This is a genomic window from Eubacterium sp. F2 (assembly GCF_046244355.1).
GTDB lineage: Bacteria > Bacillota > Clostridia > Peptostreptococcales > Anaerovoracaceae > Aminicella.
Window position 1 is genome coordinate 1,578,333 of record NZ_CP176393.1, and the last position, 17,401, is coordinate 1,595,733.

Here is a 17,401-nt window from a genome sequence, read left to right on the forward strand (position 1 = left end):
CAGGAAGAATCTGAAGACGTACCATAATTACAAGTATTATGTTGCGGCGTACAAGATCAAGAACGGAAAGAAAGTCGTGGTAAGAAACAGCGTCACGGTTCACTCCGTTTGCGGAAACACCAGCGCGCGCTCCACGAATGTGAAGTCCGTAAAGGTGAAGAAGCATGCCATTACCCTGAAGAAGGGCAAGACCTATAAGGTGAAGGCAACGATATCCAAGGTGAACAAGAAGCGCGCGTTCCTCGACGCGACGCATTGCGGACTGCTCCGTTACCTGACAGCAAACAGCAAGATTGCGGATGTAAATTACAATACAGGCGTGATCAAGGCTAAGAAAGCCGGCAAGACGACGGTATACGTACTCGGTGTCAACGGAATTCGAGACAAGTGTGTGGTAACCGTTAAGTAGTCCATGCTGTGAATTTCGCAGACAAATACGTCATTTCCGCGAAACACATTGAGTACTGCTTACTAACATGCTATGTTAGAAGAGAAAAATAGATGATCGGAGTCATCTGATAGAGGGACTGCAGTTCCAGGCCGCGATATGCCTGGCTGCAGTCCCTTTTTTCGTGCTGGAATCTGTATCTGTACTTCAGTATAATGGATATAAAGGGCGGTAACGCGTGCATTAAGAAGTGTTCGGGGGAAAAGCCGCGGATACGCCCGCAGGCCCGTCAGAGCCGCAGAAATGCGCTGCAGAGGGGCAGATGATCCGAAGGATAGAATATTACCAGCTTTACAGATACAGATAGGAGGCCTTGCTATGCTGCTTTTGTCTAAGAAAGATATTGAATCGGTTGTATCGATGCAGGAGATCATCGACGCGGACATTCAGGCGTTTAAGATGGTCAGTGAGAGGAGTGCGGATATTCCGCTGAGAACCAGGATTCCGGCGCCGAAGGAGGATGGAAATTTCCTGTTTATGCCGGCCTATGCGGAGCAGATGGACGCCGCGGCGCTGAAAGTTGTAAATATTTTTCCGCACAACCGTGAGAAGAACATGGACACGGCGCCAGCGCAGATCCTGTACATCGATGGAAAAACCGGATATATTACGGCCATGCTGGATGGAAATTATGTCACTCAGGTCAGAACGGGAGCGGCGTCCGGCGCGGCATTTCAGCTTCTTGCGCGGAAAGATGCCTCTGTCGGCGCGCTGTTTGGCACGGGAAGTCAGGCGGAGCAGCAGCTTTCTGCCATGCTTACCGCATGCAGTCTGAAAGAAGTCCGGATTTTCAGCAGAAATCAGGAGCGCCGCGATGCGTTTACTGCAGCGATGCAGGAGAAGTTCGGAGGAAGCGGCGTCAGGCTGGTCAGTGCGCAGTCCTCTGACGAGGCTGTAGAAGATGCGGACGTGGTGATTACTGTTACGTCCTCGCCAGTTCCGGTGTTTGACGGAAGCCTGATCAAGCCAGGCTGCACGATCAGCTGTATCGGCACCTATGAGCCGGAGAAACATGAGCTGGACCCTGCCGTGCTTCCGAGGGCTGCTAAGATCTACTGCGACTCTGTGGACGCTGTGCTGGCCGAGAGCGGGGATCTTCTGATTCCGCTGAATGACGGAACGATCAGCAGAAGTGACGTGACCGGCGAACTGGGACAGGTGGCTGCAGGAAGCCTTCCGGGGCGTGAGAACGATGAGGAGATCATCGTGTTTGAATCCGTCGGCGTAGCGGTCCAGGATCTCTGTGCGGCAAAAGCCATCCTCGCAAGAGCAGAAGAAGCAGGTGCCGGAACACGCTGGGGGTAAAATAAATACAGGAAATATAGAATAATAAGAAAATTAAATACATGAAATAAAGGAATAACATTCACGGATTCGCCATGTTCTGTGAATGTTATTTTATTGTGTTGGAAATTAAACATATAGCTATATGACGAAAACATGAAAATAATTTAAAAACAGGAACGTCCTGAAGAGCTGTACAATTGTTTATATCATAAAGTAAATTCATTTATATCTGAAAATTACTTCAAGATCTTGAAAACTGAATTAGAATTATTTATAATAAAATCATGAATTTCTTGTGGTATTGCCATTAATTATACATAATACTGTACTAATTAGCGTGCAATATAGGTAGTCTGGATATTTCTGCTGGCCATTATCTTGTTTTTAATTATAAAATAAGGTCAGTTGAGTACGGAAGATATTATTCAGGAAATGTATGGAAATATGCATTGTGTTTAGAAAGGAGTTTCATTATGCACTCGTTTGCTGGGTTAATTTATTCACTGTATGAGGTTTTGTGGGGGCCGCCGATGCTGATTCTGCTGATCGGTACGGGAATTTTTATGACGATCAGAACCAGAGGCTTCCAGTTCAGAAAATTCGGCCTTGCCATGAAGAATACCGTTGGAAAGCTTTTTGACAAGACAGATGTAAAGGAAGGATCTCTTTCTCCGGTTCAGGCGATGACAACAGCCCTGGCCGGAACAGTAGGAACCGGAAACATTGCCGGAGTAACCGGAGCGATCGCCCTGGGCGGCCCGGGAGCGGTTTTCTGGATGTGGGTGTCTGCCATGTTCGGTATGGTCACCAAGTTCTCTGAGGTTACGCTCTCTGTACGTTACCGTGAAAAGAACGAACTGGGCGACTGGGTCGGCGGACCGATGTACTACATCAAGAACGGACTCGGAAAGCACTGGAAATGGCTGGGCGTGCTCTTCTCCCTCTTTGCGGCTATTGCGGCAATGGGAATCGGAAACATGACACAGATTAATACTATCGTAACTTCTGTGGGTTCCATCTTCACGCAGTTCAACCCGGCTACAACAGCTGCACAGCTGAAAACTATTTATCTGGTAGTCGGCATTATCGTTGCGATTCTGACCACACTCGTTCTGTTCGGAGGACTGAACAGAATCGGAGCAGTAACGGAAAAGCTGGTTCCGGGAATGGCGATGCTCTACGTTCTGTCTGCTCTGGTTGTCGTTGTCTTCAATTATAAGAATATCGGACCGGTGTTCGCATCCATCTTTAAGTTTGCCTTCAATCCGCAGGCTGTAGGCGGCGGACTTGCCGGAACAGGCATCAAGATCACCATGCAGATGGGTATCGGAAGAGGAATCTTCTCCAATGAGGCCGGACTCGGATCCGCGCCGATCGCGTACGCTGCTGCTGATACGGACCATCCGGTAAGACAGGGTATGTTCGGTATCTTCGAAGTATTCGCAGCATCCATGGTTATCTGCACATTTACGGCACTTGCAGTTCTGACTTCCGGAGTGGCCGGTCAGTTCTACGGAAAGAGCGCAGGAACCAACATGGCCATTTCTGCATTCAGCACAACCTTCGGAGGAAAGCTTGCGGCGATCATTATCGCGCTGTGCATCACCATGTTCGCACTGTCCACCATCCTGAGCTGGAGCCTGTATGGAACCAGATGTGCAGAGTTCCTCTTCGGAACGAAGATCATCAAGCCGTATCAGGTTGTATTCGTTGTCTTTGTCGTCATCGGAGCGGTTACAAAAATGGATCTGGTATGGACAATTGCGGACGACCTGAATGCCATGATGGCCATCCCGAACCTGATTGCCGTCATCGCGCTGTCTCCGGAGATTATCAGACTGATTAAGGACTTCCTCAGCGACGAGCCGCAGTACACCTGCGAGAGACTGGAAGCAGAGGCAGAGAAGAGACGTCTTGCAGAGTACCATCTGGAAAAGAAGGAAGCAAGAAAGACAGGAACAAGATAATCACAGACAGATGATAATCTTGCCGGGGAAATTTTGCCGGATATAGAAGTTTCGCTTCTGAAATAATAAATAGAATCATGAAAACAGGCAGGAATGCCGGTGAGTCTGCAGCAGGCAGAGTTCATCCGACTCCTGCCTGTTCTTTTTCTACTATAATATATATCGATAATCTGGCGCGCAGATCATTGCACAGGTGAATGGCTTCGAATGTAAAAGAGACCGCGGATCAAATGTAAAATAAAGTGCGTTTTACAAAGATCAAGTCGAAAAGCGTTGAAATCAAGCCATAATTTCTTATTTTACATGGGTTTTACAAAGACAAGATTTCTTACTTTACATAGATTTCGTAGACTGTTAACTGTCGAAGGGAGAGAAAAGAAAGAAGAAAGCCCTTCGGAATGCACTGATTGATCATAATGCTTTTTGCAATATGAGAAAGGAGAATAATGATGTTATCAGGCGAAAAATTGAAATCACATGGAAAGTTAAAGGCTGCGGCAATCCTCGTATTGATTGTTGCGATCATGATGGCCTTCACGGCATGCGGAAGCTCCTCTTCCAAGAAGAGCTCATCAAGCTCCAGCAGCAAGATCTCAGCTTCTGGTTCTTCTGCTCTGCAGCCACTTGCAAAGCAGGCAGCAGATGACTACATGAAAGCTCATTCCGGTGTTTCCATCACTGTAAGCGGCGGCGGAAGCGGCACTGGTCTGAAGCAGGTATCTGAGGGTTCCGTTGATATCGGAAACTCTGATGTAGAAGCAAGCGAGAAACTGGATAAGACAGCAGCTTCCAAGCTGAAGGATCACAAGGTTGCACTGGTTACTGTAGCACCGGTTGTTAACTCCAAGCTGGGTGTCAAGAACCTCACAACTGAGCAGCTGATCGGAATCTTCACAGGAAAGATCACAAACTGGAAAGAAGTCGGCGGACCGAACCTGAAGATCATGCTGGTAACTCGTCCGGATTCCTCTGGTACAAGAGCTCTGTTCAAGCAGTATGCAATGAACGGCAAAGATGAGGCTTCCAAGTCTGCACTTGAGACAGATGACTCCGGTACACTGATGGAAACTGTTGAGAAGAATAAGGGTGCGATCGGATATGTTGCACTGTCCTACCTCACAGATACAAAGAAGGCTGTTGCAGTAAGCATCGATGGTGTTGAGCCGACTTTGGAGAATACCTACAACGGAAAGTACAATGTCTGGGGTTATGAGCACATGTACACAAAGGGTGACGGATCCAAGACAGCACAGAGCTTCATCAAGTATCTGAGCGGCAAGAGCTACGTAAAGAACGTAGAGAAGATGGGATACGGCGCAATCTCCAAGCTGACCGACAAGGCGGCACAGAATCATGACAAATAATGCTGCCAAAAGACAGCGCAAAGAGAAAGCCTGCAAAACACTCGTAATGCTTTGCGGGCTTCTCATTATCGCTCTCGTTATTATCATCGCGCTGTTTCTGGTTGTAAAGGGGAGCGGTACATTCGTTCAGTACCACCACAGTATTGGCGAATTCCTCTTTTCTAAAAACTGGGCTCCGTCTGACGTTCCAGGTCAGGGCGGCGGACATGTCGGAGCATTCGTTTACATCATGGGAACGGTTTACACCTGCGCACTTGCACTGGTAATCGCTGTTCCGTTCAGTCTGGCAGCGGCAATCTTCCTCTCTGAGATTTCACCGAAATTCGGAGCGAAATTCCTGCAGCCGGCAATTGAAATCTTTGTCGGAATTCCTTCGGTTGTATACGGCTGGGTCGGCATGACCGTTCTGGTACCGTTTATTTCCAAGAAATTCCACGCACCGATGGGAGGCTACTCCGTTCTGGCTGCCGGCATCGTTCTGGCGATTATGATTATGCCGACCATCACCACACTTTCCGCGGACGCGCTCCGCTCACTTCCACCGCGCTGCAAACTGGGTGCTCTGGGAATGGGAGCGACGAGATGGCAGTCCATTTACACGATTCAGGTACCAATGGCAAAAAGCGGAATCATCACAGGAATCATCCTGGGACTGAGCCGTGCAATCGGTGAGACCCTCGCGGTTGCCATGGTAATCGGAAAAACACGAGTACTCCCGAAGGGAATCCTCTATCCGACCAACAACCTGACGGCGGCCATTGCGGCAGACATGGGTAATACCGCTAACGGCAGTGAGTACAACCTGGCTCTGTGGAGCATGGCCTTGCTGCTTCTGATTTTGTCCCTGGTATGTATCGCATTGATCCACCTGACACTGAAGAAGAAGAAAGAATATTAACCGGAAAGGAAGAGTGTATATGAAAGAAAAAAATGTACATGCAAGATCGCGGGGCGTCGATCACTTCATGACCGGTGTGTTCTACATCGTCGGTGGAAGCGCGATTCTGCTGCTGCTGGTTCTGGCAGGATACATTATCATTAAGGGAATCAAGAGCTATTATCCGGGTGTCATGGGATTCACTGACGCGGGCATTGGAAATCAGCTGTTCAACACCATTTATCTGGTTGTTCTGTCGCTGATCGTCAGTGTGCCTCTGGGAATGGCGGCAGGTACATATCTGTCAGAATATGCCAAACAGGGAAAGCTGACCGAGATTATCACCATGTCCATCGAAGCGCTGAGTTCCCTTCCGTCCATTGTAATCGGCCTGTTCGGATATCTGGTATTCATCCTGATGACAGGCGCACAGAGCAATCTGTTCGCCGGCGCCATGGTTGTCACGATCCTGAGTATCCCGCAGATTACCTCTACGACGAGAGATGCGTTGAAGGCGCTGCCGGACTACTACAGAACAGGAAGTATCGGACTGGGAGCTTCAACATTCCAGACCATCTGGCATGTTCTGATTCCGGCCTGCATTCCGAGAGTGGTTACCGGAATCATTCTGGTTGCCGGCCGTGGATTCGGTGAGGCAGCTGCACTGCTCTACACCACCGGTCAGAGCACGATCATCGACTGGAGCAACTGGAATCTTGCTTCTTCCACATGTCCGCTGAATCCGATGCGTCCGGGCGAGACTCTGGCGCTTCATGTATGGATGATGCGTACAGAAGGAAGCATGGTACAGCATTCCACTGAAATTGCGAACATTTCTTCCATGATCCTGGTTATCGCCGTACTGATCTTCAACCTGGCAGCACGTCTGATTTCCGCAAGAATCGTGAAGAAGAACCGCGGAGCATAATCTCTGAACAGAAAAAGTGCACACATTGTAGTGGTAATACTTGAGGAGTATATTGAAGATGAGCGACCATAAGGATAAAATTGTCGTTGATCATATGGATCTTTACTACGATGATTTTCATGCGCTTAAGGATATCAATCTGAAGATGCCGGAACATGAGATTACGGCGTTTATCGGACCATCCGGATGCGGAAAGTCAACCCTGCTGAAGTCCTTGAACAGAATGAATGACCTGGTCGAGGGCTGCAAGATCACAGGAAAGATCACGATCGACGGAAAAGACATTTATGATAAGAAAGTCGATGTCAACCAGCTGAGAAAGCGGGTCGGCATGGTATTCCAGCAGCCGAATCCGTTCGACATGTCTATTTACGACAATGTCGCATACGGACCGAGAATTCACGGAATCAAAAATCGTTCCCAGCTGGATCAGATTGTTGAGAAGTCTCTGCGAGGCGCAGGTCTCTGGGATGAGGTTAAGGACCGTCTGAAGAGAAACGCCATCGGCGTATCCGGAGGACAGCAGCAGAGAATCTGCATCGCGAGAGCCCTTGCCGTAGAGCCGGACATTCTTCTGATGGACGAGCCGACATCCGCTCTGGACCCGATTTCCACAGCGGCAATCGAGGATTTGGCCATGGAACTGAAGGAGAATTACACCATTGTTATCGTTACGCATAACATGCAGCAGGCGGTTCGAATTTCTGACCGCACGGCCTTCTTCTATCTGGGGGAAATGGTGGAATTTGCGCCGACAGATCAGCTGTTTTCCAATCCACAGAATCCGAAAACAGAAGAGTACATCACGGGGAGGTTCGGTTAATGAGAATTCATTATCGGAAGCAGCTTGAGACGCTGCATCTGCAGCTGATTGAAATGGGAGCTGCAGCAGTAGACGCTATTGAAACGGCCATGCGTGCCGTATTTGACCATGATCTTGCACTGGCAAAGAAGACATCCACACTGGAAAGCAGCATGGATGAGGCAGAGAGGGAGATTCAGTCACTTTGTCTGAAGCTTCTCCTGGGCCAGCAGCCGGTTGCCAGTGACCTCCGTCAGGTTTCCGCAACTATGCACATGATCTCTGACCTGGAGCGTGTCGGCGATCTGGCTGAGGATATCGCAGAAGTTGCACCATATATTAAGGATGATGAGTTTTTGGAACAGGTTAATCTGAAAGAAATGTCAGAAGCGGCATGCGCAATGGTTTCCGACAGTCTGAATGCATATGTAAAGCAGGATGCCAAGCTTGCTCACGATGTCATTCAGAGGGATGATGTCGTCGATAAAGAACTGAATTTCGCAAAGCAGAAATGGGTCGAACTGGTGTATAAGGGGGAAGAGGCGAAAGTCAGACAGTCTGCAGAGGAATTTGCGGATATCCTGATGATTTCCAAGTACTTGGAGCGTGTCGCCGACCATGCGACCAATGTTGCGGAATGGGTTATTTACGCCGTTGACGGTATCCTTCCTGGTGATGAAACGGAGTATGAAAAGGATTCCAAAAATAAGGACGAGTAGAATTCTGGAAAAACCGGCAGATAAGGGGTAGAATAAAACGTATGGGAAGTGGTCATTTTTGATCACACTGTACGTCAATGCCGGTAATTCAGAATAGTATAGGGAAAAAGGAGTTAAACGTGATTTACTGTGTCGAAGACGATGATTCCAGCAGAGAACTGATTCTTTACGCCCTTCGCGGAGCAGATTTCACCGCAGAGGGATTCCCGGACGGAAAGTCACTGTTCAAGGCACTGCAGAAGGAACTTCCGGATCTGATTCTGCTGGATATCATGCTCCCGGAAGAAGACGGAATTTCCATCCTTCAGAAGCTGCGCGAGTCCCATGATACGGAAGATATTCCGGTCATCATGGAAACTGCTAAAGGAACCGAATACGATAAGGTCCGGGGCCTCGATCTCGGCGCGGACGACTATCTGGTCAAGCCATTTGGCATGATGGAGATGCTTTCACGCGTGCGCGCGGTACTCCGCCGCAGCGGAAAAACGTCGCAGAAAAATGTTCTCCGTCAGGATGCGATTGAGCTTCAGGAAGGGTCACACCGCGTATATTCCGACGGTCAGGAGATCACATTGACACTGAAGGAGTATGAACTGCTGCATCTGTTCATGAAGCACCCTGGCAGAGTATATACCAGAGAAGAACTTTTGCGGCAGGTCTGGGAAGAGGATTTTGCAGGTGAGACACGCACCGTAGACGTGCATATTGGCACGCTCAGAAGCAAGCTCGGAAAGGCCGGGCAGCAGATTGAGACGGTCCGCGGTGTCGGATACCGGATGGGAGCATCACGATGATTAAGAAAATACATCGATCAATATTACTGGTCTCACTGATCGTGCTGCTTGCTGCAGCGGGACTGATCATGGGGGCTATGTATCCGTACTTTCAGAATGTAGAAGCGGATGAGCTGAAGTCGCAGACAAAACTTGCTGCGCAAGGAGTCGAGCTGGACGGAAAAGCCTACCTGAAGCATTTCGACAATGCAAAGGTAAGAATCACCTGGATCAGCAAGAGCGGTAAAGTTCTCTATGATAACCAGGCAGACCCTTCGACCATGGGAAACCATAAGAACCGTGTCGAAGTTAAAGAAGCCATGAGAACCGGATACGGCGAGAGCCGGAGATATTCCAAGACGCTGACCGAACAGCTGTTCTACAGTGCGCAGCGTCTCCCGGATAACACGGTGGTCCGGCTGTCCGCATCCCGGCATTCCGCCTTTTCACTTCTGATCGGAGTAATTCCGGCTATCTGCTTTGTTATTCTTGCAGCGATTATTTTGTCCCTGATTCTGGCGTCGCGCCTGGCGAAGAGAATCGCAGCGCCGCTGAATGACCTGGATCTGGATCATCCGCTGGATAATGAGGATGAGTATGAGGAAATAGCGCCTCTGCTTGACCGGATCTACCGCCAGCAGATCGAGCTCGGACATCAGAGGGATATTCTGGATGAGAAGCAGACGCAGATTGATACCATCCTGGAACACGCGCAGGAGGGAATGGTTCTTCTTACGCAGAACGGCAGAATTGTGAGCATCAACCATGAGGCTTCAGAAATTCTGCAGACCGGTCAGAACTGCACAGGACATGATATTCTGGCTTACGGCCGTGAGGCAGCGCTTCAGGGACTTCTGGCCAGAGCTATTCAGGGGGAGACTCTGGAAGAAAAACTGGCGCTCGGTGAAGAGGTTTACCAGGTAAATGCATCACCAATCCTGGAGCAGGAAAACGTCGTCGGCATCGTCATTCTGTTCTTCAATATCACAGAGCGTGAGAAGAATGAGCAGATGAGAAGAGAGTTCACAGCCAATGTCTCTCACGAGCTGAAAACACCGCTTCATGCGATTTCCGGCTATGCAGAGCTGCTGATGAATAAGATGGTCAAGCCGGATGATGTTCCGGAATTCTCGAATAAGATCTACACAGAAACCCAGCGCATGGTCCGTCTGGTGGAGGATATTATCCGCCTGTCACACCTCGATGAGGGCGTGCCGGATCTGACCGCAGAAAATGTAGATATGTTTGAGATCTCTCAGCAGACCGTTCAGGAGCTTTCCGCAGAGGCAGACGCCGCGAAAGTGAAGATGGAGGTTACCGGAGAAAGCACCAAGGTCTGTGGATATCCGTCTCTGCTGCATGAGATTGTCCGCAACCTGGTGGAAAATGCGATCAAGTATAACCATGCGAATGGTGATGTACGGGTCAGCGTGGAATCGAAGGACAGCCGCTGCATCCTGAAGGTCGCCGACCATGGAATCGGCATTGCCCATGAAGATCTGAACCGGATTTTCGAACGCTTCTATCGTGTGGATAAAAGTCATTCCAGGGCGAGCGGCGGAACAGGCCTCGGTCTTTCCATCGTCAAGCATGCCGTGCAGATTCACCGTGGAACCATCAGCGTAGACAGCAAGGTTGGAGAGGGAACGACCATTACCGTATCTCTTCCGCTGGCAAAGCGCGAGGTCAAGGTACTGAAATAGCACGGATAAAGAGTATATAGCAAGTCGTAGTTATAGAAGCAGACCGCTGGTCTGTAATTACTTACCATAGCTGATAACATCAATAAAGAGGCTTCGCTCCGGGAAATTTCGCCCCGGTGCGGGGCCTTTTTTCTGCCTTTCCTGATGAATGCGAATAATTCAGAGTATTTCGGTGGATAACCGAGTAAGATTGGAGTAAAATAATACATAGCAAGAGAATATGCGGTGCAGAAAGAGCGCTGCAGGAAACAGGGGTAAGAAAATGAAAGAAAAATTTACAGGAAGCAGTCAGTATGTCGCATCGGACGAACTGATGACCACCGTGAATATTGCCATGAGTCTGGAAAAACCGCTGCTGGTAAAAGGTGAGCCGGGAACTGGAAAGACCATGCTGGCAAAGGCTGTTGCCGACGCGCTGGGCATGGAGCTGATCACATGGAATATCAAGTCCACAACCAAGGCACAGGACGGACTTTACGTCTACGATGTTGTCCAGAGACTGTATGACAGCCAGTTCGGCACAAGCGGCGTGGATAATATCGCCCAGTACATTAAGTACGGAAAACTGGGAGAAGCCTTTCAGAGAGAGGAACAGGCCGTTCTTCTGATCGATGAGATCGATAAGGCCGACCTTGAGTTCCCGAATGACCTGCTCTGGGAGCTGGATCAGATGGAATTCTATATTCCGGAACTTCATAAGACCGTGAAGGCAAAGAAACGTCCGGTCGTCATCATCACTTCAAACGCAGAAAAAGAACTGCCGGACGCCTTCCTGCGCCGCTGCATTTTCCACTATATCGAATTCCCGGATGCAGAGGAAATGAGAAAGATCCTGGATGTTCACTTTGATCATCTGGATGAAGAACTGGTGGATCAGGCACTGGCCTCCTTCTATTACATCCGCACACTGCCGGGGCTTCAGAAGAAACCGAGCACGTCAGAACTGATTGACTGGCTCAGAGCCCTGCAGTACGGAGGCGTGACCGCTGAGCAGATTAAGAAAAAGATTCCGTACGCAGGCGTTCTCCTGAAGAAGGATAAGGATCTGGAAGTCCTGCGCCGTCAGATGGAGAGACGTTAACATACAGGAATCAGAAAGGAAATGAGAAAAGAATGTTCATCGAATTTTTCTATTATCTCAGATCCCGGGGAATCAGAGTTTCACTGAATGAGTGGATGACTCTGCTGGAAGCCATGCAGAAAGGACTGCATCACTCGTCTCTGACCGGATTTTACCATCTGTGCAGAGCGATTCTGATCCATGATGAGTCCGATTTTGATAAATTTGATCAGGTCTTTCTGGAATTTTTCAAGGATGTGGAGTATCCGGGAGATATCCCGAAAGAATTCATGGATCGCCTGAATAATCCGATCGTTGATGTGAAAGACGTAAAGATCGATCTGGAAAAGCTGGGTCTGCCTCCGGAAGAGATGGAAGACATCCTGGCCTTCATCCAGGACCGTCTTCACCGGCAGAATGAGGAACACAACGGCGGAAATACCTGGATCGGAACCCACGGCTACACACCGGCAGGCAATTCCGGCTGGCATCCGCACGGGATCCGCATCGGCGGAAAGGGTAAGTACCGCACAGCGAGAGCTGTTGCCGGAGAACGGAAATTCCGGGATTTCAGAAAAGATAATACACTGGATACCAGAAGCTTCCAGGTGGCCTTCCGCACATTAAGAAGTCTTTCGGCAAAAACCGACACACAAGAGAGAGAACTGGATGTGGATGCGACCGTTCGGGCAACCGGAGATAAGGGCGGACTTCTGGATATCCGCTACCGGCCGCCGAGAAAGAATACCATTAAAGTTCTTCTGATGATGGATTCTGGAGGCTCCATTGAGGACTACGCGAATCTGTGCAGCATGCTGTTCCAGGCTGCAGTGAAATCCAATAACTTTAAAGAACTGCACATTTATTATTTCCACAACTGCATCTTTGACAGTGTGTACACGGGGCCGGAACTTCGTAAAGATGAGAAGGTTTCCGTCGACTGGCTTCTGAAGCAGTATGGGCCGGAATACCGCGTCATTCTGGTGGGCGATGCGATGATGGATCCCTATGAGCTGCACGGTCATGACTATAACTGGGCACTGCGCACATTCAGCGACTATTCAGGATACGATACCTTCCTGAGAATCTTGAAAGCCTATCCGCACTGCGTATGGCTGAATCCGCAGAAAGAACCGGCTCATCCTGGCTACTGGTTCAAGACCTATCTGGAGCTGGAGCAAATCTTCCCGATGTATCATCTGTCCCAGGAAGGACTGGAAGCAGCCATGCACCGGCTGATGCAGCGTTCCTGACAAAATCAGATGAGCAAGGGAAAGAAAAGCGCGTTTCAGACCTGTCCGTCTGCCTTCCGGCGGCCGGCGGTCTGCTCTGAATATGATGTTAAAAGAAAGTCATACTATTGACATAACAGAAAGGCGGTGTCAGTCATGTATCGGGGGTATGACAATGAGGCAACGTGGGCATATGCGTCTTATCTTCGCAATGATCTCAAGGCATACCGGAAATACCGGATTATTGTAAGAAACCTGCGTCTGCGCTATGGAGAAGAAAATCTGCTGACTGAGTTTACGAAAGTCCTGATCTATCAGAAAGACCAGTTTTCCAGTCAGGAGAAGAATGAAAATCCCTATCTGAAAAGAATTCACGATGAAGACTGGGAGACGATCGATTATCCGGCTGTTGCTTCCGCATTTATCGGGCAGCAGAATTAGAAAAAAAGGGCGGCTGTCCTCTGCCCGGATGAGCTTGAGGCAGCTGCCCTTTGGAACATTCCTTATTCGCTTTCTGTAAGCGTGATTTGTAAATCCAAGGCCTGAAGAATACGGATAAGAGTTACCAGATTTGGCAGTGTCCGGAAAGTTTCAATACGTGCAACGGAAGACTGCGGCATGCTGCAGCGTTTTGCAAGTTCCCTCTGGCTGATGCCGCGACGATTCCGGACTTCTACCATGTGATGAATCAGGCGCACGATGGCTTCAGCCTCTTCTGGGTCTCTGCCTTTCAGCGCGTCGCTGTTCTTAACGAAGTCTTTGTAATTCATTTCCTTTGTCATAGCTGATCTCTTTTCCTGTTTCCCATATGCTACGGGTGCAGACATTCATATTATAAAACACAAACAGGATTTCAGCGGAAATCCTGTCTTTCGGCTTGTTGCCCTTATAACTATATTGTGCAACGGAACCCTTTGGATGTCAATAAAAAAGATGCAAATGTCACTTAATTAATCTTCAGTATAGGTTAAGGGAACTTAATGATTAATGGCCGTGCAGAAACCCGGGGGTTAACATGTTAAAGGTTTCATGCACGGCCATGTTCACTGCAGTAGAGAAATCCGCACGTGCCGGCAGTTCCCTTGCTGCGGTGACTTTTGTCCATGACAGATACTAACGTGCCAGAACCAGCGGAGAGAAAATGATGTACATCAGGACAACGATGGAAAGTCCGACGGTGCACCAGATCTTTCCGTGTTTCCATGGGGTCAGATCCATGACATGTGCATTCTGGATCCGGCGGTCCGTGGCTGCCGGCGCAAAGCGGATGCAGAGTCCGTAGACTGCGCATTCCAGCAGGAAAAGTCCGAATACGACATACAGGTAGTGGATATGCCTGAAGCAGGGAAGAACACGGCTGATGCCGTAAAGGACGATATGAAGAGGAACAACGATCTTCGGAGCAATTGCCGGTGCTTTTTTCGTGAACAGTCCGAAGAGAAGCGCAGTCAGAATCGGCATGGAGAAGAATCCCCAGCATTCGTTAATGAAATTCAGAATGCCCGTGCTGAAATACATGATGAAAGGGGAAATCGCGATAGATGCGAAGCCAACGATCGTTCCGAACATCTTTCCGGTATGGACCATTTTCTTATTGTCAGCATCCAGATGAAAGAGCGGATGGTAAAAGTCCAGGGTGAAAATGGTTGATGCCGAGTTCAGTACGGAATTGAAGGAGGATAAAATAGCACCCATCATGACAGCGGCAAGAAATCCGATCAGCGGTTTCGGCACCACGGTCATCAGCAGTCTCGGGTAAGCCTGGTCCGCGGAAACGCCGACATGGACGTGATGGCCGACACCGAACAGCTGGTAGGCAATAACTCCCGGCAGGACGATGACGAATACATCCAGACATTTGAAGAATCCGGCCCAGATGGAGCCTTTCTGTGCTTCTGCCAGGTTTTTGGCTCCGAGCGCACGCTGAATAATGGACTGGTTAGCGCCCCAGTAAAAGAGATTGTTGACCAGCATGCCGGTAAACAACAGCGGCCATGGTACCTGCGGCGGAAGAGCGGACGGTTTTGCCCATGCATTCATTTTAGACGGGGTGGCAGTCAGCAGGTGGTGGACACCGGCCATGAATCCGCCGCCGTCCAGTTTTCCAAGCGCGAACATGGCCAGTACAGGAACCATGAATCCTCCGATGATCAGACCTGCGCCATTGATGGTATCGGAATAAGCAATTGCTTTCAGTCCGCCGAAAACAGCATAGGCCATACCGATCAGACCGGAAAGAATACACATCAGAGCAATCGCCTGGAAATAGGTGAGGTGAAGGATTCCCGTTACATTGAACATGGATACCAGCGCGACGGAGCCGGAGTAAAGAATAACCGGAAGCATGGTGAATACGTATGCAATCAGAAACATGATGGCGAACATCCGCATGGTAAAATCGTCATAACGGATCCGGAAAAATTCCGGAAGAGTAGTAATTCCGCCTTTCAGCATACGCGGAAGAAAGCCGAAGGCCAGAATCGCCAGCGCAAATGCCGCAGTGGCTTCCCAGGCCATCGCGCTCATGTTTCCTGCGTAGGACTGACCGTTTGTTCCGACCAGCTGTTCTGCAGAAAGATTGGTCATCATCAGAGAACCTGCGATTACGATTCCCGGAAGACTTCTTCCGGCAAGGAAATAACCCTCCTTGGTGGATAAATCATCATTTCTTGTCTTGTACCAGGATAATATGGCCACAAATGCCGTAAATCCGATAAATTCTGTAAACATCAGCCACAAAACAACATCATCCCTTTCATAAAAATTACGGCCGTTTCCGGCCAGTCTCTAATCCTTGAACTGTGCTCTGTCAAGTCAGACAGAAAAAATGGTCTGCATATCAGACCCTGATGGCCTGATATGTAGCGCTGCTGATGAAACGAGTAGAATATCGATATCCCGGAATTTATTATAACACATATACACATATAAATCAAATTACTACGTTAACTGTAAATAAAATGCGTAAACGATAAAAATATATTTTTTTAAAATTTGAATAATGTGTTCGCGGCCGTTTCCGTGTCCAAACAGCTTGACATTTAGTCAGAATCTTTATAAACTAAAATCATGATTAGGAAATAGATGCAGACGATTATGGTGATTAATGATTGTCTGTCAGCAGGAGATATCAAGGCTCCCGGGACTCAGCCGCCGCTTTCGGGGCTGGGAGGAGCAGGAGTTTTACAGAATATGTGTGTAATGGAGGACAGAAGTGGGAAGACCGCAGCTTGATGAGAAGACAAAAAGAGAAAATATCAAGAAACTGATAAACTGTGCAAGATCTCTGATGGATGAACGCGGCATTCAGAATGTTACGATTCGTGCTATTGCTGACCGTGCAGAGATGAACAGTGCAACGATGTATAATTACTTCCGTGATCTGGATGAACTGATTACCTATGCCTGCATCAGTTACTTTCAGGAATACTGTGAGCGGCTCTATGCAGAAAACCAGTATCTGTCTGAAAATGAGCCGGAAGAAGTTTATCTGATGACCTGGGATCTGTTCTGCCAGTATGCGTTTATACATCCGGAAGAGATGTATCAGCTCTTCTTTGGGAAATACAGCGGCGAGCTGAAAACCGTCATCCGGAAATACTATCAGTGGTTCCCGGAAGAAACAGAGAATCTGTCACAGAACCTGCAGGAGATGATGGAAGATGCAGATATGTTTAAAAGAAATATCCATGTCCTCCGTCCGATTCTTCCTGAAGGAACCAGTGAAAAAGATCTGAAGATCGTGAATGAACTGACCGTTTCTTACCTGCAGATGCTTCTTCGTGAGCTTTCTGAGGATCAGAGAGGAAGGTATACGCCGGAAGGACAGAAACAGCGCATGATGGAAGCCTGTGTATTCCTTCTGGATAATATAACGGAATCACAGAATGATGAAAAATAATCGAGCGGTGATCTGAACAAAAAATGTTCTGATTCAATGCTGAAGGAAAGGTCTGAAGCCCGGGCAGTGGGTTTCAGACCTTTTTGCTGTCTTGAAATCATACCGGCAGGGACATTCCGGGTGTGCATACGATGCTTTGGCATGGTGAATCAGAAGGGCATACTTTGGAATGATGAAAGATGATGAAAAATAATTTATACATAATGATACAATAATAAAATATATATCCATATACGATGCGAAATAATATTTACGATACTATTACGGAATCGAAAGTAAAAATAATATTGAAAATATCAATTAAAAATCTTGATTACTAAAGCTTTATATATTATAATCA

At 48.4% G+C, this 17,401-nt stretch carries 16 protein-coding genes; 14 read left to right on the forward strand and 2 right to left on the reverse strand.

Annotation, left to right across the window (positions count from 1 at the left end):
* Positions 1–76 precede the first annotated feature (76 nt).
* From ACI77B_RS06645 to ACI77B_RS06705, 13 genes are all read left to right on the forward strand, one after another.
* A complete protein-coding gene (locus ACI77B_RS06645; protein ID WP_409336102.1) occupies positions 77–409 on the forward strand; it encodes an Ig-like domain-containing protein in 333 nt (110 codons plus the stop codon).
* A 357-nt stretch (positions 410–766) separates the two neighbouring features.
* The gene (locus ACI77B_RS06650; RefSeq protein WP_409336103.1) at positions 767–1,753 is read left to right on the forward strand and encodes an ornithine cyclodeaminase family protein; all 987 of its coding nucleotides are present in this window, start codon (positions 767–769) and stop codon (positions 1,751–1,753) included.
* 512 nt (positions 1,754–2,265) lie between these two features.
* Positions 2,266–3,702, forward strand: a complete 1,437-nt coding sequence (locus tag ACI77B_RS06655; RefSeq protein ID WP_409336104.1) for an alanine/glycine:cation symporter family protein — start codon at positions 2,266–2,268, stop codon at positions 3,700–3,702.
* A 446-nt stretch (positions 3,703–4,148) separates the two neighbouring features.
* Positions 4,149–5,066 (forward strand): phosphate ABC transporter substrate-binding protein, encoded by a 918-nt coding sequence (locus ACI77B_RS06660; protein ID WP_409336105.1) that lies wholly within the window; start codon positions 4,149–4,151, stop codon positions 5,064–5,066.
* A complete protein-coding gene (pstC, locus tag ACI77B_RS06665; protein ID WP_409336106.1) occupies positions 5,056–5,964 on the forward strand; it encodes a phosphate ABC transporter permease subunit PstC in 909 nt (302 codons plus the stop codon). The genes ACI77B_RS06660 and pstC overlap by 11 nt, the downstream gene beginning before the upstream one ends.
* Before the next feature lie 19 nt (positions 5,965–5,983).
* Positions 5,984–6,871 carry a phosphate ABC transporter permease PstA gene (pstA, locus tag ACI77B_RS06670; protein WP_409336107.1) on the forward strand — a complete coding sequence of 296 codons (888 nt, stop codon included), beginning with the start codon at positions 5,984–5,986 and terminating at the stop codon, positions 6,869–6,871.
* A gap of 58 nt (positions 6,872–6,929) precedes the next feature.
* Positions 6,930–7,694 carry a phosphate ABC transporter ATP-binding protein PstB gene (pstB, locus tag ACI77B_RS06675; RefSeq protein ID WP_409336108.1) on the forward strand — a complete coding sequence of 255 codons (765 nt, stop codon included), beginning with the start codon at positions 6,930–6,932 and terminating at the stop codon, positions 7,692–7,694.
* A complete protein-coding gene (gene phoU, locus ACI77B_RS06680) occupies positions 7,694–8,392 on the forward strand; it encodes a phosphate signaling complex protein PhoU (protein ID WP_409336109.1) in 699 nt (232 codons plus the stop codon). Before pstB ends, phoU begins: the two co-directional genes overlap by 1 nt.
* A gap of 119 nt (positions 8,393–8,511) precedes the next feature.
* Positions 8,512–9,186, forward strand: a complete 675-nt coding sequence (locus ACI77B_RS06685) for a winged helix-turn-helix domain-containing protein (RefSeq protein WP_409336110.1) — start codon at positions 8,512–8,514, stop codon at positions 9,184–9,186.
* Positions 9,183–10,868, forward strand: coding sequence for a sensor histidine kinase (locus tag ACI77B_RS06690; protein WP_409336111.1), 1,686 nt, complete (start codon positions 9,183–9,185; stop codon positions 10,866–10,868). The genes ACI77B_RS06685 and ACI77B_RS06690 overlap by 4 nt, the downstream gene beginning before the upstream one ends.
* A 262-nt stretch (positions 10,869–11,130) precedes the next feature.
* Positions 11,131–11,949, forward strand: a complete 819-nt coding sequence (locus ACI77B_RS06695) for an AAA family ATPase (protein ID WP_409336112.1) — start codon at positions 11,131–11,133, stop codon at positions 11,947–11,949.
* A gap of 32 nt (positions 11,950–11,981) precedes the next feature.
* Entirely contained in the window at positions 11,982–13,181 is a 1,200-nt protein-coding gene (locus ACI77B_RS06700) for a VWA containing CoxE family protein (RefSeq protein ID WP_409336113.1), read from the forward strand.
* A gap of 135 nt (positions 13,182–13,316) precedes the next feature.
* Positions 13,317–13,601 (forward strand): hypothetical protein, encoded by a 285-nt coding sequence (locus ACI77B_RS06705; protein WP_409336114.1) that lies wholly within the window; start codon positions 13,317–13,319, stop codon positions 13,599–13,601.
* 62 nt (positions 13,602–13,663) lie between these two features.
* Here the strand turns inward: ACI77B_RS06705 and ACI77B_RS06710 are convergent, their stop codons facing one another.
* Both ACI77B_RS06710 and ACI77B_RS06715 read right to left on the reverse strand, forming a co-directional pair.
* Complete coding sequence (locus ACI77B_RS06710; RefSeq protein ID WP_409336115.1) at positions 13,664–13,942, reverse strand: helix-turn-helix domain-containing protein; 279 nt, start codon at positions 13,940–13,942, stop codon at positions 13,664–13,666.
* Between the two features lie 331 nt (positions 13,943–14,273).
* The gene (locus tag ACI77B_RS06715) at positions 14,274–15,890 is read right to left on the reverse strand and encodes a solute:sodium symporter family transporter (protein WP_409337708.1); all 1,617 of its coding nucleotides are present in this window, start codon (positions 15,888–15,890) and stop codon (positions 14,274–14,276) included.
* A gap of 484 nt (positions 15,891–16,374) precedes the next feature.
* On the opposite strand from ACI77B_RS06715, the gene ACI77B_RS06720 reads away from it, so the two are divergent.
* On the forward strand, positions 16,375–17,061 hold the full coding sequence (locus ACI77B_RS06720; RefSeq protein WP_409336116.1) for a TetR/AcrR family transcriptional regulator: 687 nt from the start codon (positions 16,375–16,377) through the stop codon (positions 17,059–17,061).
* Positions 17,062–17,401 lie beyond the last annotated feature (340 nt).